The sequence below is a fragment of the Streptomyces sp. NPDC092369 genome (assembly GCF_044755245.1).
GTDB lineage: Bacteria > Actinomycetota > Actinomycetes > Streptomycetales > Streptomycetaceae > Streptomyces.
In genome coordinates this window covers 1,225,313-1,250,860 of sequence record NZ_JBIVQP010000001.1, presented here as the reverse complement: position 1 = coordinate 1,250,860, position 25,548 = coordinate 1,225,313, and the positions used below count along the sequence as shown (strand labels likewise).

General features: G+C 69.8%; 26 protein-coding genes. 14 read left to right on the top strand and 12 right to left on the bottom strand.

All coding sequences use genetic code 11. The features are described from left to right. Window positions 1-28: 28 nt before the first annotated feature. The gene (locus ACIQI8_RS05580; protein WP_402346699.1) at window positions 29-262 is read right to left on the bottom strand and encodes a hypothetical protein; all 234 of its coding nucleotides are present in this window, start codon (window positions 260-262) and stop codon (window positions 29-31) included. Between the two features lie 207 nt (window positions 263-469). On the opposite strand from ACIQI8_RS05580, the gene ACIQI8_RS05575 reads away from it, so the two are divergent. Beyond that, a complete protein-coding gene (locus tag ACIQI8_RS05575; protein WP_402345221.1) occupies window positions 470-1,492 on the top strand; it encodes an alpha/beta fold hydrolase in 1,023 nt (340 codons plus the stop codon). A gap of 113 nt (window positions 1,493-1,605) precedes the next feature. Here the strand turns inward: ACIQI8_RS05575 and ACIQI8_RS05570 are convergent, their stop codons facing one another. Both ACIQI8_RS05570 and ACIQI8_RS05565 read right to left on the bottom strand, forming a co-directional pair. After that, window positions 1,606-2,136, bottom strand: coding sequence for a toxin-antitoxin system, toxin component (locus ACIQI8_RS05570; protein WP_402346697.1), 531 nt, complete (start codon window positions 2,134-2,136; stop codon window positions 1,606-1,608). A gap of 32 nt (window positions 2,137-2,168) precedes the next feature. Then, window positions 2,169-2,819, bottom strand: coding sequence for a helix-turn-helix domain-containing protein (locus ACIQI8_RS05565; RefSeq protein WP_402345219.1), 651 nt, complete (start codon window positions 2,817-2,819; stop codon window positions 2,169-2,171). 223 nt (window positions 2,820-3,042) lie between these two features. On the opposite strand from ACIQI8_RS05565, the gene ACIQI8_RS05560 reads away from it, so the two are divergent. Next, entirely contained in the window at window positions 3,043-3,705 is a 663-nt protein-coding gene (locus ACIQI8_RS05560; protein ID WP_402345217.1) for a hypothetical protein, read from the top strand. A gap of 54 nt (window positions 3,706-3,759) precedes the next feature. Here ACIQI8_RS05560 and ACIQI8_RS05555 read toward each other — a convergent pair whose 3' ends face one another. Next, complete coding sequence (locus ACIQI8_RS05555; RefSeq protein WP_402345215.1) at window positions 3,760-4,557, bottom strand: cache domain-containing protein; 798 nt, start codon at window positions 4,555-4,557, stop codon at window positions 3,760-3,762. Between the two features lie 36 nt (window positions 4,558-4,593). Then, entirely contained in the window at window positions 4,594-5,340 is a 747-nt protein-coding gene (locus ACIQI8_RS05550) for a FadR/GntR family transcriptional regulator (protein ID WP_402345213.1), read from the bottom strand. A gap of 104 nt (window positions 5,341-5,444) precedes the next feature. Here ACIQI8_RS05550 and ACIQI8_RS05545 point away from each other — a divergent pair, with 104 nt between their 5' ends. The 10 genes from ACIQI8_RS05545 (at window position 5,445) to ACIQI8_RS05500 (ending at window position 17,790) form a co-directional block, all read left to right on the top strand. Continuing rightward, entirely contained in the window at window positions 5,445-6,488 is a 1,044-nt protein-coding gene (locus ACIQI8_RS05545; protein ID WP_402345211.1) for an ABC transporter ATP-binding protein, read from the top strand. A 17-nt stretch (window positions 6,489-6,505) separates the two neighbouring features. Further along, on the top strand, window positions 6,506-7,717 hold the full coding sequence (locus ACIQI8_RS05540; protein WP_402345209.1) for an ABC transporter substrate-binding protein: 1,212 nt from the start codon (window positions 6,506-6,508) through the stop codon (window positions 7,715-7,717). A 3-nt stretch (window positions 7,718-7,720) separates the two neighbouring features. Beyond that, on the top strand, window positions 7,721-8,611 hold the full coding sequence (locus ACIQI8_RS05535) for an ABC transporter permease (RefSeq protein WP_402345207.1): 891 nt from the start codon (window positions 7,721-7,723) through the stop codon (window positions 8,609-8,611). Between the two features lie 11 nt (window positions 8,612-8,622). Continuing rightward, entirely contained in the window at window positions 8,623-9,438 is an 816-nt protein-coding gene (locus ACIQI8_RS05530) for an ABC transporter permease (protein WP_402345205.1), read from the top strand. A 52-nt stretch (window positions 9,439-9,490) separates the two neighbouring features. Further along, window positions 9,491-10,486, top strand: a complete 996-nt coding sequence (locus ACIQI8_RS05525) for a LacI family DNA-binding transcriptional regulator (protein ID WP_401712510.1) — start codon at window positions 9,491-9,493, stop codon at window positions 10,484-10,486. Window positions 10,487-10,650: 164 nt separating this feature from the next. After that, complete coding sequence (locus ACIQI8_RS05520) at window positions 10,651-12,000, top strand: ABC transporter substrate-binding protein (protein ID WP_402345203.1); 1,350 nt, start codon at window positions 10,651-10,653, stop codon at window positions 11,998-12,000. Window positions 12,001-12,005: 5 nt separating this feature from the next. After that, a complete protein-coding gene (locus tag ACIQI8_RS05515) occupies window positions 12,006-12,965 on the top strand; it encodes a carbohydrate ABC transporter permease (protein ID WP_402345201.1) in 960 nt (319 codons plus the stop codon). Next, a complete protein-coding gene (locus tag ACIQI8_RS05510; RefSeq protein ID WP_402345199.1) occupies window positions 12,962-13,837 on the top strand; it encodes a carbohydrate ABC transporter permease in 876 nt (291 codons plus the stop codon). The genes ACIQI8_RS05515 and ACIQI8_RS05510 overlap by 4 nt, the downstream gene beginning before the upstream one ends. Before the next feature lie 40 nt (window positions 13,838-13,877). Next, window positions 13,878-15,494 carry a glycoside hydrolase family 13 protein gene (locus ACIQI8_RS05505; RefSeq protein ID WP_402345197.1) on the top strand — a complete coding sequence of 539 codons (1,617 nt, stop codon included), beginning with the start codon at window positions 13,878-13,880 and terminating at the stop codon, window positions 15,492-15,494. 151 nt (window positions 15,495-15,645) lie between these two features. Continuing rightward, a complete protein-coding gene (locus ACIQI8_RS05500; RefSeq protein ID WP_402345195.1) occupies window positions 15,646-17,790 on the top strand; it encodes a discoidin domain-containing protein in 2,145 nt (714 codons plus the stop codon). On the opposite strand, the gene ACIQI8_RS05495 is transcribed toward ACIQI8_RS05500, so the two are convergent. The 4 genes from ACIQI8_RS05495 to ACIQI8_RS05480 are packed head-to-tail and all read right to left on the bottom strand — an operon-like array spanning window position 17,759 to window position 21,197. Beyond that, entirely contained in the window at window positions 17,759-18,613 is an 855-nt protein-coding gene (locus ACIQI8_RS05495) for an ABC transporter ATP-binding protein (protein WP_402345193.1), read from the bottom strand. The two genes, ACIQI8_RS05500 and ACIQI8_RS05495, sit on opposite strands and share 32 nt — an antisense overlap. Window positions 18,614-18,637: 24 nt before the next feature. After that, a complete protein-coding gene (locus ACIQI8_RS05490) occupies window positions 18,638-19,414 on the bottom strand; it encodes an ABC transporter permease (protein WP_402346695.1) in 777 nt (258 codons plus the stop codon). 38 nt (window positions 19,415-19,452) lie between these two features. Next, window positions 19,453-20,226 (bottom strand): ABC transporter permease, encoded by a 774-nt coding sequence (locus tag ACIQI8_RS05485; RefSeq protein ID WP_402345191.1) that lies wholly within the window; start codon window positions 20,224-20,226, stop codon window positions 19,453-19,455. Continuing rightward, window positions 20,223-21,197 carry an ABC transporter substrate-binding protein gene (locus ACIQI8_RS05480; RefSeq protein WP_402345188.1) on the bottom strand — a complete coding sequence of 325 codons (975 nt, stop codon included), beginning with the start codon at window positions 21,195-21,197 and terminating at the stop codon, window positions 20,223-20,225. The genes ACIQI8_RS05485 and ACIQI8_RS05480 overlap by 4 nt, the downstream gene beginning before the upstream one ends. Before the next feature lie 159 nt (window positions 21,198-21,356). On the opposite strand from ACIQI8_RS05480, the gene ACIQI8_RS05475 reads away from it, so the two are divergent. After that, window positions 21,357-22,208 carry an IclR family transcriptional regulator C-terminal domain-containing protein gene (locus ACIQI8_RS05475; RefSeq protein ID WP_402345186.1) on the top strand — a complete coding sequence of 284 codons (852 nt, stop codon included), beginning with the start codon at window positions 21,357-21,359 and terminating at the stop codon, window positions 22,206-22,208. Here ACIQI8_RS05475 and ACIQI8_RS05470 read toward each other — a convergent pair. The 3 genes from ACIQI8_RS05470 to ACIQI8_RS05460 are packed head-to-tail and all read right to left on the bottom strand — an operon-like array spanning window position 22,123 to window position 24,289. After that, window positions 22,123-23,058 carry a PDR/VanB family oxidoreductase gene (locus ACIQI8_RS05470; RefSeq protein ID WP_402345184.1) on the bottom strand — a complete coding sequence of 312 codons (936 nt, stop codon included), beginning with the start codon at window positions 23,056-23,058 and terminating at the stop codon, window positions 22,123-22,125. The two genes, ACIQI8_RS05475 and ACIQI8_RS05470, sit on opposite strands and share 86 nt — an antisense overlap. Then, the gene (locus ACIQI8_RS05465; RefSeq protein ID WP_402345183.1) at window positions 23,055-23,228 is read right to left on the bottom strand and encodes a hypothetical protein; all 174 of its coding nucleotides are present in this window, start codon (window positions 23,226-23,228) and stop codon (window positions 23,055-23,057) included. The genes ACIQI8_RS05470 and ACIQI8_RS05465 overlap by 4 nt, the downstream gene beginning before the upstream one ends. Continuing rightward, complete coding sequence (locus ACIQI8_RS05460; RefSeq protein WP_402345181.1) at window positions 23,225-24,289, bottom strand: Rieske 2Fe-2S domain-containing protein; 1,065 nt, start codon at window positions 24,287-24,289, stop codon at window positions 23,225-23,227. The genes ACIQI8_RS05465 and ACIQI8_RS05460 overlap by 4 nt, the downstream gene beginning before the upstream one ends. Before the next feature lie 263 nt (window positions 24,290-24,552). Between ACIQI8_RS05460 and ACIQI8_RS05455 the strand changes: the two genes are divergently transcribed. Continuing rightward, the gene (locus ACIQI8_RS05455; RefSeq protein WP_402345179.1) at window positions 24,553-25,539 is read left to right on the top strand and encodes a hypothetical protein; all 987 of its coding nucleotides are present in this window, start codon (window positions 24,553-24,555) and stop codon (window positions 25,537-25,539) included. The last annotated feature ends 9 nt before the right edge of the window (window positions 25,540-25,548 follow it).

The following is a 25,548-nucleotide window of genomic DNA, read 5'->3' as shown; positions in this document are numbered from 1 at the left end:
GCGCCGTCGCCCGACGGGGCACCAGTCCCTAGCCGCCCGGGCACCAGCTCTGCAGCAGTCGGAAGAACTCCTCCTCGTTGCCCTGCAATCCGGCGTCCGCCAGCGCCCGTTCCGCCTCCGCGAGGACGGCGGGCGGGACGACGGGTGGTCGGCGGGTCTCGGGCGGGCCGTCGGCGTCGAAGGCGGCTCGCACGGTGTGCAGCAGTCGCATGTAGGCCTGCACGGCGGTGCGCTCGCGGTCGGTCAGAACGGCGGTGGGCATCATCGGGCGGCTCCTTCTGGATCGGCGTCGTCGGTCGCTCGTCCCAAGCTTGCCGTCCACCACTGACAATCGGGTTTCGCCGCCTTCCGGTTCGCCCGCTTAGCCGAGGCGAAACCTCCCCGAAATCCCTTGTGGGAAAGGGGTCCTACGCTGGGAGAAAGAGCTTTCGGCCGTGTTCCGCGCGGCCCCGGAACGGGAGGCGAACACGTGGTCGACGTCCCGCGTCGGCGCCCGGTGCGCGCCGTACGGCTGCGTTCGGTGGGCGACGACGAACTCGAACTGCGCTACCGCGTCGTGCACGGCTACCGGCGCGCCTTCCGCATGGCGGGCGAGGGCCCCGTACTGGTCCTCATCCACGGCATCGGCGACTCCTCGGCGACCTGGACCGAGCTGATCCCCGACCTCGCCCGCACCCACACCGTCATCGCCCCCGACCTGCTCGGCCACGGAGCCTCCGACAAGCCGCGCGCCGACTACTCGGTGGCCGCGTACGCCAACGGGGTGCGGGACCTGCTGACCGCCCTCGGCATCGAGTCGGCGACCCTGGTCGGGCACTCGCTGGGCGGGGGAGTGGCCATGCAGTTCGCCTATCAGTTCCCCGAGCGCACCGAGCGGCTGATCCTGGTCAGCGCCGGAGGCGTGGGGCGCGAGGTCAATCCCCTGCTGCGGCTGGTCTCCCTGCCGGGCGCGCATCTGATGCTGTCGTCCCTGCGGCTGCCGGGGATGCGGCTCCAAGTCGGCCTGACGATACGGCTGATGAAGCTGCTCAATACCGACCTGGGACAGGACGCGGGCGAGTGGCTGACCCTGGTCGACGCGCTGCCGGACGAGACCGCGCGCAACGCCTTCGTACGGACCCTGCGCGCGGTCGTCGACTGGCGCGGGCAGGTCGTCACCATGCTCGACCGGTGCTATCTGACCGAGGGCATGCCGACCATGCTGCTGTGGGGCGACCGGGACAGCGTGGTGCCCGTGCGGCACGCGTACGGGGCGCACGAGGCGATGCCGGGCAGCCGCCTGGAGATCTTCGAGGGCGCCGGGCACTTCCCCTTCCACAGCGATCCCGGGCGATTCGTGTCGCTGGTCGAGGAGTTCACCCGGGCCACGGCTCCGGCCGACTGGAGCCGCGAGCACTGGCGGGAGCTGCTCTGCGACGGACAGCCGGACACGGCGTACGGCCGGGCGGCGGAGGCGGAGCTGCGGGAGGCGAGCGAGCGCAGTGCGACGTGACGGTGAGCGGGGTGCAGCCAGGGTGCGGGGCGCGCGGGTCATGCGCCGCTCGGTAACGCGTCTGGCCGGCAAGGCAGTTGCTCGCGCGGCGCACTGTCACCGCGCGTAGCGTCTCAGCCCTGCGGCCCCAGATACCCCAGCGACGCCCCGATCCGGCCCGCGAGGTGGTTGCGCTGCACCGGGCCGCGCAGCCCCGAACCGGCGAGCCACGTACGGCACTTGCTGGCCAGCAGCAGCCCGAAGGCCTCGGCCTCCTGCTCCTCTGCCTGATCGAAGTGGCTGCGGGCGGCGACCGCGCGCACGGTGGTCAGCAGGTCGGCCCCGTCGTCCAGGAGCCGGGCCGCGACCTTGGCGCCCTCGACGTGGTGGCCGTGGTGGCCCGCCTGCATGTGCCACAGCTCGTGGCCCAGGATCACCAACTGGTGGTCGGGCGCGGTGCGTTCCTCGATGACGACGAGATCCTGGTCGGTCATGTCGAGCCACAGGCCGCTGGCCGTCGCCGTGGGGAAGACGGCCGTACGGTAGTGCACCGGGCGGCCGCGTCGGCGGCTCATCGCGGAGCACAGGGCGCTGTACAGGTCCGCCGGCGGCGCGGGCGCGGGCAGCGTGAGTTCCGCGACCAACTCGCCGCACAGGCGGCGCATCTGCTTGCCGATGCCCACAGTTCTCCCCCGGCTCACGACTCGGGCCGCTTGACGCTCTCCAGGAGCATGTCCAGCCACTCCGCGACCTTGTCACGGTGCTGGTCGGTGGGCAGTTGGGCGGCCCGCCAGGCGATCCCGCGCACCCCGTGGTCCTGCAGCAGCCGCTCCAGCGGGTCCTCGCCGGCGCCGTCCGCCTCCCGCTCGGCGAGCTTCTGCAACAGCTCCTGCTCGGTGCTCTGCAGGGCGCCCGTGAGGGCCTCGGGGTCCTCGGCGGTGAGGAAGCCCGCGTGCACCCGGAAGAAGCGCTGGATGGCGTCGCAGTGCTCCATGGTGGGGCGCCGGTCGCCGTTGATGAGCGCGCCGGCCTGCTGGCGGGACATGCCCGCGCCGTCGGCGATCTCCTGCTGGGTGTACTTGCGGCCGTTGGGCTTCAGGCGGGTGCGGCGCAGCAGGCCCAGGCGCTGGAGGAAGCGGGCCTGGACGTCGGGTTCGCCCGCCGGGCGACCGTTGAGCAGGTCTCTGACCACCGGCTGCGGCACTCCGGACGCGGCGGAGAGGCGGCCGACGTCGAAGACCTCCGTGTGCGCGACGCCGAGGCGGTCGGCGAGCGCGGCGACGCGAGCGACGACGGCCGGCAGCGCAGCGGTCGCCGTGGTGCCCGGACCCTCGAAGCCATCCGTCACCGACAGATCTCCTACGTTTCTCACCGGCTTTTCACAAGCCGTTGCCGTGAACCCGACGGACATTACCCGTAGGTTCGAACTCACATCCAGGTCTCGCCACAACTGTGGCCAATTTAAGCCGTCAACAGGCACGGAATGCCACGATAGTTGACACGGCTCGCGTCGGGACCGCAGGATCAAGGCGCCGCGTGAAGGCCGCATAGGCAAGAGGGGTGACCTCCCGATGGCGTATCAGGCAGGAGGGCAGCGGCCGGCACCGCGGCTCCTCCCCGAGAGTCCCGAGGCCCAGGCGTATCTGCAGGACTACGCCACCCTCGTGGAGGCTGTCCCCTTTCCGTCGGTCGTCGTCGACCACCGCTGGGACGTGGTGGTCTCCAACAGTGCATTCGCGTCACTTTTCCGCGAGATGAGCCCGCATCCGACCGCGATGCCGTGGGACAACCTGCTGCGTTTCGTGCTCTTCCACCCGGACGCGGGCACGGTCCTCGGCGATCACGAGTCCTTGTGGTGCCTGCCGATGCTGGCGCACTTCTCGTCCGTCGTGGAGCGGTGCGCGCACGACCACGGACTTCAGGCCATTCGCCGCGAGATCGCCCAGGACCCGATCATGGAGGCCGCCTTTCGGCAGGGCCTGCCGCACTGGATCCGGGTGGCCGGTGAGGCAGCGCTCGAACAGGACGGTGTCGTGCGGCCCGTGCACCATCCCGATCCGCGCTGGGGCACCACCGAGTGCCGGGTGGTGGACGAGACGCCGCGGACGCTGCGCGAGCTGGGGTACCGGCGGCTGACACTGGTCCTGCGCGAGACCCGCCGTGAGCGGTCCCGGCCGCGCGGCGCCAGGTCCACGGCCGCGCATCTCAGGGTGGTCCCCACCCCCGAGGTCTGACCGGGCACCGTCGGCGTTCAGGTCGCCGACGGCGCCTAGTCGGTGCTCCGGCGCTCAGCGAGCGGTCGTCGTCACCAGGACCAGCGGGATGCCGTGGCACGGAAACAGCCGCACTCCGTCGAGGTCCGCGGGCAGCGACCGCTCCAACACCCCCGCGAAATCAGGGCCCTTGGTCAGTGAGCCGGCGAGATGGGCGGGGTCCGCGGAGGCCGCCACCCGGCCGCGCGCGTTCACCAGGTACGCCGGTCCCGGCAGCCCTCGCAGCAGCGGCAGGGCGGCCGCCTCGAAGTGGCGCAGGTACACGTCCGCCGCGGCCACTCCGACGAACCGGCCCGCCACCTCGACGGGTGCGGAGAGCGTGAGGCTGTACTCGTCCGAGCAGAGGTAGTCGACGTACGGGCCGGCCACCGCCCGCCGGCCGGTGTCGCGGGGCAGCGCGAACCAGTCCCAGTGCGTGTAGTCCGAGTACGCGGAGTGCTGCGGGTCGAGGTCCAACAGAAGGGGTTTCACGTCCCCTTGGGCGCCGGTCTGCCACCACTCCAGCCAGGCCGGCACATCGGTCAGCAGACCCGGGGCGGCGACGAAGCCCACGCCGGAGACCAACTCCTGGCGGGTCAGGCGCAGATGGAGCCCGGGCCGGAGCGCGGCCAGGTCGGCGGTCGCGGGACCGCGGTGCAGAGCGGCCACCCGGTTCAGCAACTCGGCTGCGTCCACGCGGGTTTCGGCCACCGCGTCGAACACCGCCTCCAGCGCGTCGCCCACCCGCGCGGCCACCTGTTCCTCGGCCTGTTCCCCGGCGGACGTGACGAGTGTCGGGGTCGCCGCGCCGACGAGGCCGGGGCTGCTGCTCATGGGGCCCTCCAGCGGACGGGGACCGGCGCGGCGCGGCTACAGGGCGAGGCGTACGGCGATGAGCCGCGCCGTCGACTCCTGCACGCACCGCTCGGCCAGTTCCCTGGCCGAATCGTGGGCCCCATCTTGCACGGCCGAGATTACGGAGCGGTGACGGTCCGCCACCTCTTCACGATATTCGTCGTCGCCGAGCACAAGGCACAGCAGCGCCCCGACCTCCGTCTGCAGCGCGACCTGCTCGCGGGTGAGCCGGGCGGACTGGGCGGCGGCGGCCAGCTCCACATGGAAGCGCCCGTACATCCGGGAACAGGCGGCAGGGTCCGGCGCCTGGCTCAACTCGGTTGCCGTGCGGTGCAGTTGGACGAGGTCGTCGGGTTCCGTGCGGTCCGCGGCGAGGCGGGCCGAGGCGCCCGACAGGGCCGCCCAGTGGTCGCCCAGATCGCGCAGCTCCTCCGGGCTCCAGCCGCGCAGCCGGACCCTGAGGCGCTCCTCGCCCGGGTCCTCGGGCAGCGAGACGAAGGAGCCGCCGCCGCGGCCCCTGCGGGTGGTGACCAGGCCCTGCTGGCGCAGGGCCATGAGGGCCTCGCGCAGGGTCACGGTGGACACGCCGAGCTGCCCGGCCAGCTCGCTCTCGCCGGGCAGCTGCTCCCCGTCGGCGAGCAGGCCGAGCTCGATGGCGTCGCCGAGCCGGCGTACCACCGCGTCCACGCGCGCCCGGTTGTCCACGGGCGCGAAGACGGCTCTGCGGGCGCCGCCGTCGGTCGATTGCTTCACGGCCACCACCTTGTGCGTTGACTCAAGCTTTACCCTAAGGGGGCCTTGAGATTTGAACTATGACTTCATATGTTTCCGTGCAACGTACGAGAGCGCCAGAAAGGTTCCCGCCCATGGAGGGAAGCGCGATCCGGCTGCACGAACTGCGGAAGTCGTTCGGTGAGACGACCGCCGTGGCCGGCATCGACCTGGAGATCCGGGACGGGGAGTTCTTCTCGCTGCTCGGTCCCTCCGGCTCCGGCAAGACCACCGTCCTGCGCATGATCGCCGGGTTCGAGACACCGACCGGCGGCCGGATCGAGCTGGCCGGCCAGGACGTCACCGGGCTCGCGCCCTTCGAGCGGGACGTCCACACCGTCTTCCAGGACTACGCGCTCTTCCCGCACATGACCGTCGAGCAGAACGTCGCCTACGCCCTCAAGGTCCGCGGGGTGCCCAAGGCCGAACGGCTCGTGCGGGCCCGCAAGGCGCTCGCCGAGGTACGCCTCGACGGGTACGGGAAGCGCCGGCCGGGCCAGCTCTCCGGCGGCCAGCGCCAACGCGTCGCCCTCGCCCGCGCGTTGGTCGGCCGGCCCCGCGTACTGCTCCTGGACGAACCGCTCGGCGCCCTCGACCTCAAGCTGCGCGAGCAGATGCAGGTCGAACTCAAAGCGCTGCAGCGCGAGGTCGGCATCACCTTCGTCTTCGTCACCCACGACCAGGAGGAGGCCCTGACGATGAGCGACCGCATCGCCGTCTTCGACCAGGGCCGGCTCGAACAGGTCGGCACCCCCGCCGAGATCTACGAGCGCCCCCTCACCTCGTTCGTCGCGTCCTTCGTCGGCACCTCGAACCTCCTGGTGGGCGAGGCGGCCCAGCGCGTCGTCGGCAAGGCCGGCACCTTCAGCGTCCGGCCCGAGAAGATCCGGATCGTCGAGGAGACCGCCGAGGAGTTCACGGAGGCCGACTCGCCCGAGCACACCACCGCCGTCGGCACCGTCGCCGAGGTCGTCTACCTCGGGGACTCCACCCGCTTCCTGGTCGACCTCGACGCGGGCGGTCGCCTCACCGCCCTCCAGCAGAACCTGGAGACCTCCGCCGAGGACGTCGCCGCCTACCGCGGCACCCGGGTCCGCCTGCGCTGGCAGCGCCGCCACACCGTCCACGTCCCCGACTGATCCTCCGCCCCTCACGTATGGAGAACGTCGTGCGCCACATCCGTACCCTCCACACCGCGGCCGCCGCCGCGCTGCTCCTGGTCGCCGCCACGGCCTGCGGATCCTCCGACTCGGGCACCGGCTCGGCCGGCGGCCTCAACCCCCCTGATGTCAAAGAGCAGTCGAAGCTCGGCAAGACCGAGGGACAGGTCAACCTGATCGCCTGGGCCGGCTATGTCGAGGACGGCTCCAACGATCCCAAGGTCGACTGGGTCAGCGACTTCGAGAAGCAGACCGGCTGCCAGGTCAACTCCAAGGTCGCCGCCAGCTCCGACGAGATGGTCAAGCTCATGAAGACCGGTGAGTACGACGCCGTCTCGGCCTCCGGCGACGCCTCCCTGCGCCTCATAGCCTCCGGCGACGCGGCGCCCGTCAACACCAAGCTCGTGCCCAACTACGCGGACGTCTTCGCCGGGTTGAAGGACGGGAACTGGAACTCCGTCGACGGGCAGATGTACGGCATCCCGCACGGCCGCGGGGCCAACCTGCTGATGTACAACACCGAGAAGGTGACGCCCGCGCCGACGTCCTGGGCGGCCGTCTTCGACGACGCGTCCACGTACAAGGGCCATGTCACCGCGTACGACTCGCCGATCTACATCGCCGACGCGGCCCTGTATCTCAAGGCCACCCAGCCGGAGTTGAAGATCAAGGACCCCTACGCGCTCGACCAGAAGCAGTTCGACGCCGCGGTGGCGCTGCTCAAGACGCAGAACTCCAGCATCGGCGAGTACTGGGCCGACTACCTGAAGGAGATCTCCGCCTTCAAGAGCGGTGACTCCGTCGTCGGCACCACCTGGCAGGTCATCGCCAACCTGGCGTCCGACGAAGGCGCCAAGGTCAAGGCCTTCGTGCCGAAGGAGGGTTCGACCGGCTGGTCCGACACCTGGATGGTCTCGGCGAAGGCCAAGCACCCCAACTGCGCCTACAAGTGGCTGGACTGGATCATCTCGCCGAAGGTCAACGCGCAGGTCGCCGAGTACTTCGGCGAGGCCCCCGCCAACTCCAAGGCCTGCGACCTGACCAGCGACAAGAACTTCTGCACGACCTACCACGCGGCCGACGAGACCTACTGGAAGAACATCGCGTTCTGGAACACGCCCATCGAGCAGTGCCTGGACGGCCGCACGGACGTCAAGTGCGTGCCGTACGCCAAGTGGGTCCAGGCCTGGACCGAGATCAAGGGCTGACCCATGACCGTAGAGGCGCAGACCGCCGGGCGGGGGACCGTCCGGCGGCTCGCCGGGGCGCTGCACCGGCGCCCCCGGCTCCGGCTGGGGTTGCTGCTGAGCGCCCCGCTGCTGTGGCTGGCCGTGCTCTATCTCGGCTCGCTCGCCGTGCTGTTCGTCTCCGCGTTCTGGACGACGAACTCCTTCACCTCCGAGGTGGTGAAGGTCTGGTCGACCGACAACTTCCACGCGCTGTTCACGACGCCGGTGTACCGCCAGGTGATCCTGCGCAGCGTCGGCGTCGCGCTCGCGGTGACCGTGCTGTGCGCGGTGATCGCCTTCCCGCTCGCCTTCTACACCGCGCGGGTGGCACGGCCGAAGTGGCGGCCACTGCTCGTGGTCGCCATCCTCACACCGCTGTGGGCGAGTTACCTGGTGAAGGTGTACGCGTGGCGGCTGATCCTGTCCGAGGGCGGGCTCGCCGACTGGATGCTGAAACCGTTCGGGCTGAGCGGTCCCGGGTACGGCCTGCCGGCCACCGTGCTGACCCTGACCTACCTCTGGCTGCCGTACATGGTGCTGCCGATCCACACCGCGCTGGTCCAGCTGCCCGCCAACCTCCTCGACGCGTCCGCCGACCTGGGCGCCCGGGCCGGGCGGACCTTCCGGTCGGTCGTGCTGCCGATGGTGCTGCCGTCCGTGGCCGCCGGGTCGATCTTCACGTTCTCGCTCAGCCTTGGCGACTACATCACCGTGCAGATCGTCGGCGGCAAGACCCAGCTGATCGGCAACCTCGTCTACTCCAACATCGAACTCAACCTGCCCATGGCCGCCACCCTCGCCACGGTCCCCGTCGCCGTCATCGTGCTGTACCTGCTCGCGATGCGCCGCACGGGCGCGCTGAGCAGCCTGTAGAGGAGCCCGTCGTGCAACTCTCCCGTTCCGCGCGGATCGCGCTGCGCGTCGCCGCCGGGCTGGGCTTCGCGGTGATCTACGTGCCGCTGCTGCTCGTCCTCGTCAACTCCCTGAATCCGGACCGCAGCGCGAGCTGGCCGCCGCCCGGGCTCACCCTGCACTGGTGGTCGGTGGCCAAGGACAACTCCGGTGCGCGGGAGGCCCTTTGGGTCTCGGTGAAGGCGGGCCTGGGCGCCACCGCGATCGCGCTCGTCCTCGGCACGCTGATCGCCTTCGCCGTCTGTCGGTACCGCTTCTTCGGCCGGGGCGCCCTGTCCTTCGTGGTCGTCCTGCCGATCGCGCTGCCCGGCATCGTCACGGGCATCGCCCTCAACTCGGCTTTCAGTACGGTACTTGAGCCGCTGGGCGTCGGCCTCGGCCTGTTCACAGTGGTCGTCGGGCACGCCACCTTCTGCATCGTCGTCGTCTTCAACAACGTCGTCGCCCGGCTGCGCCGCACCTCAGGGACGTACGAGGAGGCCGCGATGGATCTGGGCGCCGACACCTTCCGCGCCTTCGTCGACGTCACCTTCCCGCTAGTGCGCTCGGCGCTGTTCGCGGGCGGACTGCTCGCCTTCGCGCTCTCCTTCGACGAGATCGTGGTGACCACCTTCACGGCGGGACCGGGCGTCCAGACCCTGCCGCTCTGGATCTTCGACAACATGACCCGGCCCCAGCAGGCACCGGTCGTGAACGTCGTGGCGGCCGTCCTAGTACTGTTCTCGGTGATCCCGATCTACGTCGCCCAGCGGATGTCCGCGGACACGGCGACGAGCAGCCGGGTCTGAGAATCCGAGCTCTACGCAAGCCGTTTGCGCTTCTTGCGCTATTCTTGCGTGCATGACGCGACGACTTGCCGAGGTAGCGAAGAAGGTCGGGGTCTCCGAGGCCACGGTCAGCCGGGTGCTCAACGGCAAGCCGGGGGTCTCCGAGCCGACACGGCAGGCGGTGCTCAGCGCCCTGGACGTACTGGGCTACGAGCGGCCCACCCAACTGCGCGGCGAGCGCGCGCGGCTGGTCGGTCTGGTCCTGCCCGAGCTGCAGAACCCGATCTTCCCCGCCTTCGCGGAAGTGATCGGCGGAGCGCTGGCCCAGGCCGGGCTGACCCCGGTGCTGTGCACCCAGACCAAGGGCGGCGTCTCCGAGGCCGACTACGTGGACCTGCTCCTTCAGCAGCAGGTCTCCGGCGTCGTCTTCGCCGGCGGGCTGTACGCCCAGGCGGACGCGCCGCACCATCATTACCGCCGCCTTGCCGAGCGCAACATTCCGGTTGTGCTGGTCAACGCGTCCATCGACGACCTCGGGTTCCCGGGTGTCTCCTGTGACGACGCGGTGGCCGTGGAGCAGGCGTGGCGCCACCTCGCCTCGCTCGGGCACGAGCGGATCGGCCTGGTCCTGGGGCCGGACGACCACATGCCGTCGGCGCGCAAGCTGACCGCGGCGCGGGCCCTGGGCGAGCTGCCCGACGAGCACATCGCCCGCGCCATGTTCTCCATCGAGGGCGGCCACGCGGCGGCCACCCGGCTCATCGACCGCGGCGTCACCGGTTTCATCTGTGCCAGCGACCCGCTTGCGCTCGGCGTCATCCGGGCCGCCCGCCGCAAGGGCCTCGACGTGCCGGGGCGGATCTCCGTCGTCGGCTACGACGACTCCGCGCTGATGAACTGCACCGAGCCGCCCCTCACCACCGTGCGCCAGCCCATCGAGGCGATGGGGCGAGCGGCGGTCGAGCTGCTGAACGCGCAGGTCGGTGGCAGCGCCGTACCGGCCGACGAACTGCTCTTCGAGCCGGAGCTGGTGGTCCGGGGCTCGACCGCGCAAGCGCCGCGGGACTGATTTCCGCCGGAGCTGTCGGTCAGTGACGATGCACAGTCAATCGGAGATCCATCACATCCAATCCTCTGTCAAATAATTACGGATTCTGCGCGACATCTTGCGGACAGCTGTCGGCGGTGCTTGAGTGTGCGGCGCCCACCGCTCCTGCCACGAGGGGTCCACCGATGAGAATCACCGGGTTCCGCCGTACCTTCGCCGCACTCAGTGTCTGTTCGCTTGCCCTGGCCGCCTCCGCCTGCGGGTCGGGCGACGACGACTCGGCGAGCGGCAAGACCCGCATCACGGTCAACTGCATGCCGCCCAAGAGCGCCAAGGTCGACCGCTCGTTCTTCCAGCAGGACATCGCGTCCTTCGAGAAGAAGAACCCCACCATCGACGTCGTCGCGCACGACGCCTTCCCCTGCCAGGACCCCAAGACGTTCGACGCCAAGCTCGCCGGCGGGCAGATGGAGGACGTCTTCTACACGTACTTCACCGACGCCAAGCACGTGGTCGACGTCCGCCAGGCCGCCGATCTCACGCCGTACGTCAAGGAGTTGAAGAGCTACGACACCATCCAGAAGCAGCTGCGCGACATCTACACCGTGGACGGCAAGATCTACGGCATCCCGCGCACCGGCTACTCGATGGGTCTGATCTACAACCGCGCGCTCTTCGAGAAGGCCGGCCTCGACCCCGACACGCCCCCGACCACCTGGGAAGAGGTGCGCGCCGACGCGAAGAAGATCGCCGCGCTCGGCAACGGCACCGTCGGCTACGCCGACTACAGCGCCCAGAACCAAGGCGGTTGGCACTTCACCGCCGAGATGTACTCCCAGGGCGGCGACGTCGTCACCGCCGACGGCAAGAAGGCCAGCATCGACACCCCGCAGGGTCACGCGGTCCTGCAGAACCTGCACGACATGCGGTGGACCGACAACTCGATGGGCAGCAAGCAGCTCCTGGTCATCAACGACGTCCAGCAGATGATGGGTTCGGGCAAGCTCGGCATGTACCTCTCCGCCCCGGACAACATCCCGATCCTGGTCAAGGAGAAGGGCGGGAACTACAAGGACCTCGCGCTTGCTCCCATGCCCGGCGGCCAGGGCACGCTCATCGGCGGCGACGGCTACATGTTCAACAAGAACGACTCGCCCGCCCAGATCCGCGCCGGCCTCAAGTGGCTCGACTCCATGTTCCTCACCCCCGGAGACGGCTTCCTCGGCGACTACGCCCGCGCCAAGCAGAACAACGCCCCGGTCGGCCTGCCCGAGCCGCGCCTGTTCACCGGCGCCGCCGACGCCAAGGACCAGGAGGTCAAGAAGGCCAACGCCAACGTCCCGGTGGAGAACTACCAGGCCTTCCTGAACGGCAACCAGTCGCTCCAGATGAAGATCGAGCCGCCCAACGCCCAGCAGATCTACTCCGTCCTGGACGGGGCCGTCTCCGCCGTCCTCACCAAGAAGGACGCCGACATCGACAAGCTCCTCAAGGACGCCTCCGGCAAGATCGACAGCATCCTGGCCCGGGGCTGACCGACATGCCCAAGACCACCGCAGCGCGCCGACCCGTCGAGACGGTCGCCGTGCGCCCGGTGCAGGCGCCGCCTCCGGCAGGGGACCGGAGGCGGCGCCGTCTCGCCGACCAGGCGCGCGCCTACGCCTTCCTCGTCGGCGGTCTGATCTGCTTCGCGCTGTTCTCCTGGTACCCGGCGATCCGCGCCGTCGTGATCTCCTTCCAGAAGTACACGCCGGGCTCGTCGCCCGAGTGGGTCGGCACCGACAACTTCACCCGCGTCTGGCACGATCCCGAGTTCACCGCCGCCTGGCGCAACACGCTCACCTTCACCCTGCTCGCCCTGCTCATCGGCTTCGCGATCCCGTTCGTGATGGCCCTGGTCCTCAACGAACTGCGGCACGCCAAGGCCTTCTTCAGGGTCGTGGTCTACCTACCGGTGATGATCCCGCCGGTGGTCAGCGCACTGCTGTGGAAGTGGTTCTACGATCCCGGGGCCGGCCTCGCCAACGAGGCGCTGCGCTTCCTGCACCTGCCCACCTCGAACTGGTCCAACGGCGCCGACACGGCCCTCATCTCCCTGGTCATCGTGGCCACTTGGGCCAACATGGGCGGCACCGTCCTGATCTACCTGGCCGCCCTCCAGTCCATCCCGGGTGAGCTGTACGAGGCGGCCGAGCTGGACGGCGCGAACATCCTCCAGCGCATCCGCTATGTGACGATTCCTCAGACCCGGTTCGTCATCCTCATGCTGATGCTCCTTCAGATCATCGCCACCATGCAGGTCTTCACCGAGCCGTTCGTCATCACGGGGGGCGGCCCGGAGAACGCCACGGTCACCGTCCTGTACCTCATCTACAAGTACGCCTTCCTCTACAACGACTTCGGCGGCGCCTGCGCGCTGAGCGTCATGCTCCTGGTGCTGCTGGGCGCCTTCTCCGCCGTATACCTGCGCCTGACCCGATCCGGGGAGGACTTCGCGTGAGCACCCGCACCCTGGTCTCCCCGGCGGCGCTGGCCCGGCCGCGCGGCAGGGCCGTCTACTGGACCGTCTTCAGCGGCGTCGTCCTCCTCTTCGCGCTGGCCTTCCTCTTCCCGGTCTACTGGATGGTGACCGGCGCGATGAAGTCGCCGGACGAGGTCACCCAGACCCCGCCGACGCTGATCCCCAAGCACTGGCACATCAGCGGCTACACCGACGCCTGGGACCTGATGCAGCTGCCCCAGCATCTGTGGAACACGGTGGTCCAGGCGGCCGGCGCCTGGTTCTTCCAGCTGGTGCTGTGCACGGCGGCCGCCTACGCCCTGTCCAAGCTGAAGCCGGCGTTCGGCAAGCTGATCCTGGGTGGCATCCTGGCCACGCTGATGGTCCCGGCGCAGGCGCTGGTCGTACCGAAGTACCTGACCGTCGCGGATCTGCCGCTGATCCACACCAGTCTGCTCAACGACCCGCTCGGCATCTGGCTGCCGGCCGTCGCCAACGCCTTCAACCTCTACCTGCTCAAGCGGTTCTTCGACCAGATCCCGCGTGACGTGCTGGAGGCCGCCGAGATCGACGGCGCGGGCAAGCTGCGCATCCTGTGGTCGATCGTGCTGCCGATGTCACGGCCGGTTCTGGGCGTGGTCTCCATCTTCGCCCTGGTCGCCGTCTGGCAGGACTTCCTCTGGCCGCTGATGGTCTTCTCCGACACCGACAAACAGCCGATCAGCGTGGCGCTCGTCCAGTTGTCGCAGAACATCCAGCTGACCGTACTCATCGCGGCGATGGTGATCGCCAGCGTCCCGATGGTCGCGATGTTCCTGATCTTCCAGCGGCACATCATCGCCGGAATCAGCACGGGCAGCACGAAGGGCTGACACCGACCGCCCTCCGACCCGAGACAGAAAGGCAGGCACAGTGGGACAGCCCAGCCATGCCCAGAAGCAGCCGCAGCACCAGGACTGGTGGCGCTCCGCCGTCATCTACCAGGTCTACGTCCGCAGCTTCGCCGACGGCGACGCGGACGGCACAGGCGACCTCGCCGGCGTCCGCGCCAAGCTGCCGTACCTCGCCCAACTCGGTGTGGACGCCCTGTGGTTCAACCCCTGGTACCTGTCCCCACTCAAGGACGGCGGCTACGACGTAGCCGACTACCGCGCGATCGACCCGGCCTTCGGCACCCTCGCCGAGGCGGAGAAGCTGATCTCGGAGGCCCGGGAGCTGGGCATCCGCACCATCGTCGACATCGTGCCCAACCACGTCTCCGACCAGCACCCCTGGTTCCGGGCCGCGCTCGCCGCGGGACCCGGCAGCCCCGAGCGCGAGCTGTTCCACTTCCGGCCCGGGCGCGGGGAGCACGGCGAACTCCCGCCCAACGACTGGCCGTCGCAGTTCGTCGGCTCCACCGAGCCGGTGTGGACCCGGCTGCCCGACGGCGACTGGTACCTCCACCTGTTCACGCCCGAACAGCCCGACCTCAACTGGGCCCATCCGGCCGTCCGCCAGGAGCACGAGGACATCCTGCGCTTCTGGTTCGAGCGAGGCGTCGCGGGCGTCCGCATCGACTCCGCCGCCCTGCTCGCCAAGGACCCGGAACTGCCCGACTGGGTCGAGGGCCGCGACCCCAACCCCTTCGTCGACCGCGACGAACTCCACGACATCTACCGCGCCTGGCGCGCGGTCGCCGACGAGTTCGGCGGCGTGTTCGTCGGCGAGGTGTGGCTCCCCGACGCCGAGCGCTTCGCCCGCTACCTGCGCCCCGACGAGCTGCACACCGCCTTCAACTTCTCGTTCCTGTCCTGCCCTTGGGACGCCGAGCGGCTGCGCACCTCGATCGACACCACGCTCGCCGAGCACGCTCCGGTGGGCGCGCCCGCCACCTGGGTGCTGTGCAACCACGACGTCACCCGGACCGTCACCCGCTACGGCCGCGCGGACACCGGCTTCGACTTCGCGGCCAAGGCCTTCGGCACCCCGACCGACCTCGTCCTCGGCACCCGGCGCGCCCGCGCGGCCGCCCTGCTCTCGCTCGCGCTGCCGGGCGCGGTCTACGTCTACCAGGGCGAGGAACTGGGCCTGCCCGAGGCGGACATCCCGCGCGACCGCATCGAGGACCCGATGTACTTCCGCTCCGGCGGCACGGATCCGGGCCGCGACGGCTGCCGGGTCCCACTGCCCTGGAACGCCGACGCGCCCTATGCGGGCTTCGGTTCCCAGCAGGAACCCTGGCTGCCGCAGCCCGCCGGCTGGGCCTCGTACGCGGCCGATCTCCAGGCGGCCGACCCCGCCTCGATGCTCTCCCTCTACCGCGAGGCCATCAGGCTCCGGCCGCTTCTCGGCGACGGTCCGCTCGGCTGGCTGCCCGCGCCCGACGGCGTCCTGGCCTTCACCCGAGGGGCCGGCGTGCTGTGCGTGGTGAACCTCGCCGACGCGCCCGCCGGTCTGCCCGCCCACACCGAACTGCTCCTCGCCAGCGGCCCGTTGGACGCGGACGGCCGACTGCCGAGGGACACCGCGGCCTGGCTGCGCACCTGACCCCGCGGTCAGGCCGCGCGCACCTCGCCATCCCCTCACCCCCGCCTCACCATCCCCCTCACCCCCACCTCGCTATCCCCCTTACCCCCACCTCGCTATCCCCCTTACCCCCACCACGAAGGGACCAGCAATGCACAGAACTGTCAGGGGCATGCCAGCAATCATGGTGGTGGCCCTCTCCGCCGGACTCCTCACCGCGATCGCTCCCACCGCCGCCCACGCGGCCTCCGGCGCGAGCCTGCCCTTCACTTCGGTGGAGGCCGAGTCCGCGACCACCACCGGTACGAGGATCGGCCCCGACTACACCCAGGGCACGCTCGCCTCCGAGGCCTCGGGGCGACAGGCCGTACGGATCACCTCCGGCCAGCGCGTCGAGTTCACCGTGCCGAGCGCCGCCAACGCCGTGAACGTCTCCTACAGCGTCCCGGACGGGCAGTCGGGCACTCTCGACGTCTACGTCAACGGGACCAAGCTCGCCAAGACGCTCCCGGTGACGTCCAAGTACTCGTACGTCGACACCGGGTGGATCGCAGGCGCCAAGACCCACCACTTCTTCGACAACGCCCGGCTGCTGCTGGGGCGGAACGTGCAGGCGGGCGACAAGGTCGCCTTCCAGTCGACGGGCACCCAAGTCACCGTCGACGTGGCCGACTTCGAGCAGGTGGCCGCGGCCGCCGGTCAGCCCGCCGGCTCGGTCTCCGTCACCTCCAAGGGTGCCGACCCCAGCGGCAACGGCGACTCCACCCAGGCCTTCCGGGACGCGATCGCCTCCGCCCAGGGGGGAGTCGTGTGGATCCCGCCGGGCGACTACAGGCTGACGTCCTCGCTCAGCGGCGTCCAGAACGTCACCCTCCAGGGCGCCGGCAGCTGGTACTCCGTCGTGCACTCCTCCCGGTTCATCGACCAGTCCGGCTCCTCGGGCAACGTCCGCATCCGCGACTTCGCGGTCCTCGGCGAGGTCACCGAGCGCGTCGACTCCAACCCGGACAACTTCGTCAACGGCACGCTGGGGCCGAACAGTTCGGTCTCCGGCATGTGGATCCAGCACCTCAAGGTCGGCTTCTGGCTGATGGGCAACAACGACAACCTGGTCGTCGAGAACAACCGCATCCTCGACACCACCGCCGACGGCCTCAACCTCAACGGCAACGCCCACGGGGTCCGCGTCCGCAACAACTTCCTGCGCAACCAGGGCGACGACTCCCTCGCCATGTGGTCGCTGAACGGGGCGGACAGCAACAGCAGCTTCGAGAACAACACCATCTCGCAGCCCAACCTCGCCAACGGCATCGCGATCTACGGCGGCACCGACATCGCGGTGCGGGGCAACCTGATCTCCGACACCAACGCGCTGGGCAGCGGTATCGCGATCTCCAACCAGAAGTTCCTCGACCCCTTCTCGCCGCTGGCCGGCACCATCACCGTCGACGGCAACACGCTCGTCCGCGCGGGAGCCGTCAACCCCAACTGGGGCCACCCGATGGGCGCCCTGCGCGTCGACTCCTACGACAGCGCCATCAACGCCACCGTCAACATCACCAACACGACCATCACCGACAGCCCCTACAGCGCCTTCGAGTTCGTCTCCGGCGGCGGCCAGGGCTACCCGGTCAGGAACGTCAACGTGACCGGCGCGACCGTCCGGAACACCGGCACGGTCGTCGTCCAGGCCGAGGCCCAGGGCGCGGCCACCTTCCGGAACGTGACCGCCACCTCGGTCGGCGCGGCGGGCATCTACAACTGCCCCTACCCGGCGAACTCCGGCACCTTCGCCCTCACCGACGGCGGCGGCAACTCCGGCTGGAGCAGCACCTGGTCGAACTGCTCGGTCTGGCCGCAGCCCGGCCAGGGCAACCCCGACCCGGGCACCGGCGGCAACCTCGCCCAGGGCCGCCCGGCCTCCGCCACCGGCTCGCAGGGCGGTTTCGTGCCCGGCAACGCCGTGGACGGGAACGCGAACACCTACTGGGAGTCCACCAACAACGCCTTCCCGCAAGCGCTGACGGTCGACCTGGGCGCGACCAAGAACGTGCGCCGACTGGTGCTGAAGCTGCCGCCGTCCTCGGCGTGGGGCGCCCGCACCCAGACCATCACCGTGCAGGGCGGCACCGACGCCGGGACCGCCTCGACCGTCGTCGGCGCCACCGGCTACCGCTTCGACCCGGCCACCGGCAACACGGTCACCATCGCGCTGCCCAGCACCACCAACCTGCGGTATCTGCGGCTGTCCGTCAGCGCCAACACCGGCTGGCCGGCCGCGCAGTTCAGTGAAGTGGAGGCGTACTCGACTTCGTGACCGGGTCCGACTTCGTGACCGAAACCGACTTCGGGACCGCGTCCTGAGGTGTCCCGCGCTTCGCCGCCTGGATCTGCTCGTAGACATGGGTCCGCAACTCGGCGAAGCGCGGGGCCACGCGTGTGTGCAACTGGTCGCGCTCGTCGGGCAGATCGATCTTCAGCTGCTCCTGCACGACAGTCGGTGAGGCGGAGAGCACGATCACGCGCTCGCCCAGGTACACGGCCTCGTCGATGTCGTGGGTGACGAACAGGATCGTGATCCCGCGCTCGCGCCACAGCCCCCTTACGAGGTCCTCCAGATCGGCCCGCGTCTGCGCGTCGACCGCCGCGAAGGGCTCGTCCATCAGCAGGACCTGGGGCTCGTAGGCCAACGCCCGTGCGATGGCGACCCGTTGCTGCATGCCGCCCGACAGCTGCCACGGGTACGCGCCGGCGGCGTCCGTGAGACCGACCGACTCCAGCGCGTCCGCGACCAGTTCCTTGCGCCGCGTCTTAGTCAAGTTTTTCTGTTTCAGGGGGAGTTCGACGTTCTGGCCGACGCGCATCCACGGGAAGAGGCTGCGGCCGTACTCCTGGAAGACGAACGCCATCCCCGGTGGCGGGCCGCTCACCGGCCTGCCGGACAGCAGCACCTGGCCGCCCGTCGGGGTGAGCAGTCCGCCCATGCACTTCAGCAGGGTCGTCTTGCCGCAGCCCGACGGGCCCACCAGACAGACGAGTTCGCCGGCCGACACCGTGAAGGTGAGGTCGCGCACGGCTTCCACCCGGCGCCCTGACCCCTCGTAGACCTTGTGCAGGCCGCGTACGTCAAGCGCGTGCATGGACCGCCCCTTCACGATGTTCACTCAGGACCGCCGGGTGGAGGCGCGCAGACCGTGGTACCAGCCGAGCACCCGGCGCTCGACCAGCTGGAAGACGACGGAGAGCAGGAAGCCGAGCAGGCCCAGGACGAGGATCCCGGTCCACATGTCGGGGATGGCGAAGCTGCGTTGGAACTGGACGACGGTGAAGCCGATGCCGTTGCTGGCCGCGAACATCTCGCTGATGACCATCAGGATGATGCCGATCGACAGTGCCTGGCGCAGGCCCGCGAAGATCTGCGGGCTCGCGGACGGAAGGATCAAGTGGCGCAGGCGGGCTGGGCCCTTGACGCCGTAGGAGCGGGCCGTCTCCAGCATCACCGAGTCGACCGCGCGGACGCCCTCGACCGTGTTGAGCAGGATCGGCCAGACGCAGCCGCTCGCGATCACCACGACCTTCATCGTGTCGCCGATGCCCGCGAACAGCATGATGACCGGGATCAACACCGGTGGCGGCACCGCCCGCAGGAACTCCAGGACCGGCTCGCACACCGCCCGCACCCTGCGGTAGGAGCCGATGACCGTGCCGAGCGCCATGCCGACGACGGCCGCCGTGGCATAGCCCGCCAGGAGGCGCAGGACGCTCGGTACGACGTCCGTGCGCAGCCGGTCGGCGGTCCAGACGTCCGGGAAGGTTTTCAGGATCGTGCGCAGCGGGGGCCAGAAGGGGTCGGTGTTGCCGTCCGACGCGGCCCACCACAGGGCGACCAGCACCACGGGCAGCGCGAGCACGAACAGCAGCCGCAGCAGCAGGCGTCCGATCACACCGCCGCCCCGCGCCCGGCCACGCACGGCGCCCTTCACACCGCCACCTCCCCGCGCACCGACTGGTGCCAGGCCAGCGCCCGCCGTTCCACGGTACGCGCGCCGACGTTGATGAGCAGCCCCAGCACTCCGGTGACCACGATCAGCGCGTACATCTCCGGCACCGCCTGCGAGGTCTGCGCGACGGCGATCTCCTGGCCCAACCCCGGTGCGCCGATGACGAGTTCGGCGGTGATGGCGAGGATCAGCGCCACCGCGGCGGCGAGCCGCACCCCGGTCATGACGTACGGCAGCGCAGTCGGCCACAGCACATGGCGCACCCGCGCCCAGGTGCCCAGACCGTACGAGCGTGCCGTCTCCTCGGCGACCGGGTCCACGTCCTGGACGCCGTACAGCGTCTGGACGAGCACCTGCCAGAAGGAGGCGTACACGACCAGGATGAGCACCGACTTGAGTTCTGCGCCGTACAGCAGGACGGCCAGCGGGATGAGCGCGACCGACGGGATCGGGCGCAGGAACTCGATCGTCGAGGCGGTCGCCTCGCGCAGGTAGGGCACGATCGAGATCGTCACGCCCACGACGACACCCGCGCAGACCGCGACGGCCAGGCCCACCGCCCAGCCGGTGAGGGTGTCGCCGAGCGCCGACCAGAACCCGTCGGTGGTGACCTCGTCCCACAGGGCCGCGGCGATGCGGCTGGTCGGCGGGAAGTAGGCCTCCTTGACGAGACCGAGCCGCGGCACCGCCTCGCCCAGGGCGAGGAAGGCCGCGAGCCCGGCCGCACCGAGTGCGGTGTTCGATCCCTTCACGGCAGCAGCTTGTTCAGGTCCGGGGCGTTCTTGAAGAGGCCGTCGTCGTCGCTCAGCTTCTCCAGCGCCTCGATCGACGAACGGTTCGCCTCGGCAGGCCACTTGGGCAGGGTCACCGCGGCCAGCACGTCCGCCGGGGTCTTCGTGTAGGTGGTGACGATCTGGCGGACCTCGTCCGGGTGCGCGTCGGCGTAGGCGAGGGACTCGGCGGTCGCGTCCTCGAACTTCTTCACGATGTCCGGGTTCTTCTGCGCGTACTGCGTGGACGTGAAGTACATGGCGACCGTGAGGTTCGGGGCCACGTCGACCAGCGGGGAGGTGATCTCGGTGGCGCCCTGGCTCTTCATGGTGGCGAGCGCCGGTTCCACCGCGGTCGCCGCGTCGATCTGGCCCTTGTCGAGTGCGGCCGGCATCTGGTCGAAGGCGAGCTCGACGAACTTCACCTTGTCCGGGTCGCCGCCCGCCTTGCGCACCGACTGACGCGTCGCGGTCTCGTTGATGTTCTTCAGCGTGTTGACGGCGACCTTCTTGCCCTCGAGGTCCTTCGCCGACTTGATGCTGCTGCCCTTCTTCACGACGATCGCGCCGAAGTCCTTGCCTTCGACGCCTGTTGAGGCGACGCCGTTCGCGATGGCCTCGACGGGCACGTTGTTGGACTGGGCGATCATCAGCGAGGTCATGTTGGAGAACCCGAACTGGAACTGACCGCTCGTCACCCCGGGCACGATGGCCGCGCCGCCCTGGGCGAGCGTCATCGAGAGCTTCAGGCCCTGCTTGCTGAAGAAGCCCTGCTTCTGGCCGAGGTAGAGCGGGGCGACGTCGACGATGGGGATGATCCCCACCTTGACGGTGGTGATGCCGCCGGACGACGAGCCCTTGTCCGACGACGAGTTGGAGTCGTCGGACGAGCCACAGGCGGTCGCGACGAGCAGGAAGGCACCGGTGGTGAGACCGGCGATCAGACGGCGCATGGCTCCTCCTGTGCAGACAACAACGGTGCAACGGTGTTCCGACAGGTCGTGCGCAAGGCGCACAGTAGTGCGCGACGTCGCACAGCCGGAAGGTAGAAGGCGCAGGGGATCGGGTCAATGGGTTCGCCAACAACATTGTTGACACTTTTGGAGGCGGCAATGCCAGCTGATGCCCGTGCGTCACATTTCGTGAGGTCCTTCGAGCGCGGTCTCGCCGTGATCCGCGCCTTCGACCAGGAGCATCCCGTCCGCACCCTGAGCGAGGTCGCCGACACCTGCGAGCTGACCCGAGCGGCCAGCCGCCGGCTGCTGCTGACCCTGGTCGACCTGGGATACGTCCATCAGGACGGGCGCCTGTTCCGCCTCACCCCGCGCGTCCTCGAACTCGGGTACTCCTACCTCTCCAGCGTCACCCTGCCGCAGATCGCCGAGCCCCATCTGGAGCAACTCGTCGCCCAAGTGCGGGAGTCGTCGTCACTGTGCGTCCTCGACGGCGACGACATCGTCTACGTGGTCCGGGTGCCGACCCGCCGCATCATGGCCGCCACGATCACCGTCGGCACCCGCTTCCCGGCCCATGTCACGTCGGTGGGCCGGGTCGTCCTCGCCCACCTTCCGGACGAGGAGGTCGACGCCCGGCTCGCCCGCGTGGAACTGCGCCCGCTGACCGACCGGACCATCGTCTCGCCACGGGCCCTGCGGGCGGAGCTGCGCCGGGTGCGCCGACAGGGATACGCCATAGTGGACCAGGAGTTGGAGGAGGGGTTGCGGTCGGTCGCCGCCCCGGTGCGGGACCGGGACGGCGAGGTGGTCGCGGCCGTCAACCTCGCGGTGCCCGCGGGCCGCACCTCCGTCGAGTCGATCCGGCGCGACCTGCTGCCGCACCTGTTCGCGACGGTCGACCGGATCGACGCCGACCTCGCGGTCACAGGTCCAGCACGAGCCGCTTCCCCCGGCACCGGGACACACAGATCATCATCGTCTCGCCGCCCGCCCGCTCCTCCTCGGTGAGCACCGAGTCCCGGTGGTCCGGGACGCCGTCGAGCACATCGGTCTCGCAGGTGCCGCAGGTCCCCTCGGTGCAGGAGAACAGCACCTCGACCCCGGCGGCGCGGACGGCGTCGAGCACGGAGACGTCCGCAGCGACGGTGACGGTACGCCCGCTCTGCGCGAGCTCGACCTCGAACTCGCCGTTCCCGCCCTGCTGTTGGACCTTCGGCTGGAACCGCTCAACGCGCAGCACCGGTGCCGGACACCGCTCCTCGACCGCGTCGAGCAGTGGGCCGGGACCGCAGCAGTAGACGAGGGTGCCCTCGGGCAGGTCGTCCAGCACGGCGTCGAGGTCCAGCAGCCCGGTCTCGTCCTGCGGGGCGACGGTGACCCGGTCCCCGTACCGCGCCAACTCCTCGGTGAACGCGATGGATTGACGCGTCCGGCCGCCGTACAGCAGCGTCCACCGCGCGCCCGTCGCCTCGGCCGCGGCCAGCATCGGCAGGATGGGGGTGATCCCGATGCCGCCCGCGATGAACCGGTAACCAGGCGCGGGCTCCAGCCGGAAGTGGTTCCGGGGTCCCCGTACCCGCACCTTGTCGCCGACGCCCAACTGCTGGTGGACGAAGGCGGATCCACCCCGGCCGTCCGGTTCCCGCAGTACCGCGATCCGCCACTCGGAGCGGTCCCCGGGATCCCCGCACAGCGAGAACTGCCGCTCCAGCTCCGGCCCGAGCAGGACGTCCAGATGCGCGCCCGGTTCCCAGGCGGGGAGTTCGTCGCCGAGGGGGTGCCGAAGAGTGAGGGCGACGACCCCCGTCGCGGCCGACACCCTTGCGCTCACGACCAGTTCGGCCTCGTACAGGCTCATGCGCCGTGCTCCCGGGGACGGTGTCCTTCAGGGTGGCCGAGCATCCACTCCCACATCTCCACCGGATCCTGGGCGGTGTGCTCGGCGCCGCAGTGACACGTGCCGTGCAGGACGTCCGTGCCCGGCAGCCAGTCGATGCGGTAGACCTCCCCGGTGGGGCTGCCGCTCACAGCACCTTCTCCACGGGCTTGTCGCCCTCCTCGACCAACCGGGCGAGGATGCGGCGGGCGGCCAGCCCGCCGGTGTCGATGTTGATGCTGAGCTCCTGGTAACCCGACCGCTCCGAACCGAGCGTCTTCTGCAGGAGGTTGAGCGCGTCGACGTCCTGCATCACGACGGTGTGGTTGTTGCCCCGCAGGAACTCGGTCACCTCGGCGTCGTCGGTCGCCCAGTCGCGCGAGACGGCCCAGAAGTCGTAGACGTGACCGTCGGCGGAGGGCGTGATGGCATACGTGATCTCGGTGTGGAAGCCGCCCGGGTCACTGCCGTCGGCCTCCGGCAGCACGCCGACCGGCGCGATCCGGCTGTGCAGCAGATACAGGCACGGCGCGTGGTACTCGATGTCCTGCCAACGGGTGATCCGCCCTTTGATCCCCGTCGACTTGGCGTAGAACGGCGGGCATTCGGCGTCGTCCATGTGCCGGCTGACCCGTACGATCCCGGCCCCCTCGTCGACCTCCGTCGTGATCGGCGTCTCGGCGACCTCGGGCGTGCCGATGTAACCGCCGTGCAGATAGGTCTCGTGGGAGAGATCGAGCAGGTTGTCGACGAGCAGCCCGTAGTCGGCGTCGATCGGTTCCATGCCGGAGACGGTGACCCAGCCGGGGGAGTCGAGGTGCCGGGCGCGCGGGATGGTCTCGGGGTCGGCGAGGGCCGGGTCGCCGATCCACACCCAGATCAGGGCGTCCAGCTCGACGACCGGGTAGGAGGCGACGCGGGCGGTGCGGGGTACGCGTTTCTGTCCGGGCACGTACACGCAGGTCCCGGTCGTGTCGTACGTGAACCCGTGGTACCCGCAGACGATCCGGTCACCGTCGAGCCCGCTCTCGGACAGGGGGTAACGGCGATGCACACAGCGGTCGTGCAGAACGACCGGCGTCCCCTCGTCCTCGGTGCGGTACAGGACGAGGGGCTCACCGAGGATGGTCCGGCCGAGCAACTCCCGGCCGATCTCGTGGCTGTAGGCGGCGACGTACCACTGGTTGCGGGCGAAGGCGGTGGTGTGCGTCATGGCGATCCCGTCCCTGAGAGCGGGGCCGCTCTGCCCCGCGTGCCGTGGTTGGGACCAGAGTCGTGACGCCCGCGACAGCTCGGCAAGACGGCTTCCGTCAGGCGGAAGGAGCGAGGGAAGAGCGACGGGAGGACTGGCGGAAGGAGAGCGGACCGGGCCCGGTCCGGCGCCGTGCAACCCCGGTGAAAACCCTGTGGAAGCGGTGTCGGGGCCGCCGTTTATGCTGCTCCGGACGATCACGCGGGACCAGGGGAGGGCGCGGCATGTTGGGGAAGCTGTTCGGGAGAGGTGCGGAGAGACCCGCGGAGGTTCCGCACGCCCTTTCCGTGCCGCGCCGGCAGAAGAACGGGGTGTATCCGCTGCGCGCGCTCGGGGACACGCGGGTGCTCGAACTGGTGGAGGCGGCCGACGCGGGGGAGTGGGAGGCGGTCAAGGCCGCGCTGGTTCCGTTCGATCTCGGTCGCGACCACCAGGTGTTGGGTGAGCTCGCCGAACTGGACGGAGTGCAGGACTGGATCGGGCGGGCCGTCGAGGAGGACAAGGAGCACCGGGCTACCGCCCTGCTCATATCCGGGACGCGCCACATCAGTTGGGGCTGGGAGGCGCGTACCGCCGACCGTGCCGTGAACGTCACGCAGGAGCAGTGGCGGATCTTCCACGAGCGGCTCCACATCGCCGAGGAACAGCTGCTGGAGGCCGCCGAGTTGCGGCCCGAGTGGATCACACCGTGGCGCCGCCTGCTGACCTCCGGCCGGGGCATGTCGCTGGGCCACGCCGTCAACGAGACCCGGCGCGACGCCGCCCTGCGCCGCGACCCGCTGGACCTGGAGACCCACATCGAGTGGATCTCGTACCTCCAGCCCCGCTGGAGCGGAGAGCCGGGCCAGGCCCTCGCGTTCGCCCGTGAGGCGTTCGCCCGCGCCCCCGAGGGGCACCGTCTCGGCTGTGTGATCGCCATGGCCCACATCGAGGACTGGGTGGAGTCGGACGACAAGAGCTGCCTCGAAACCCCGGAGATCCAGGACGAGTTGCTGGAGGCGGCCGAGCGCAGCATCCTCCACCCCGCCTACGAGCGGTTTCCGGGCTGGCAGGAGGACTTCAACACCTTCGCCATGGCGATGTCCCTGGCCTCCTCGCGCAGCGCGCTGTCCCGCATCTTCGATCAGCTCGAAGGCGCGTACACACCCTGGCCGTGGAAGTACATGGCGCAGCCGGAAAAGATGTACGCCCGCGCCCGGCGCAGCGCCTGATTCCGCCGA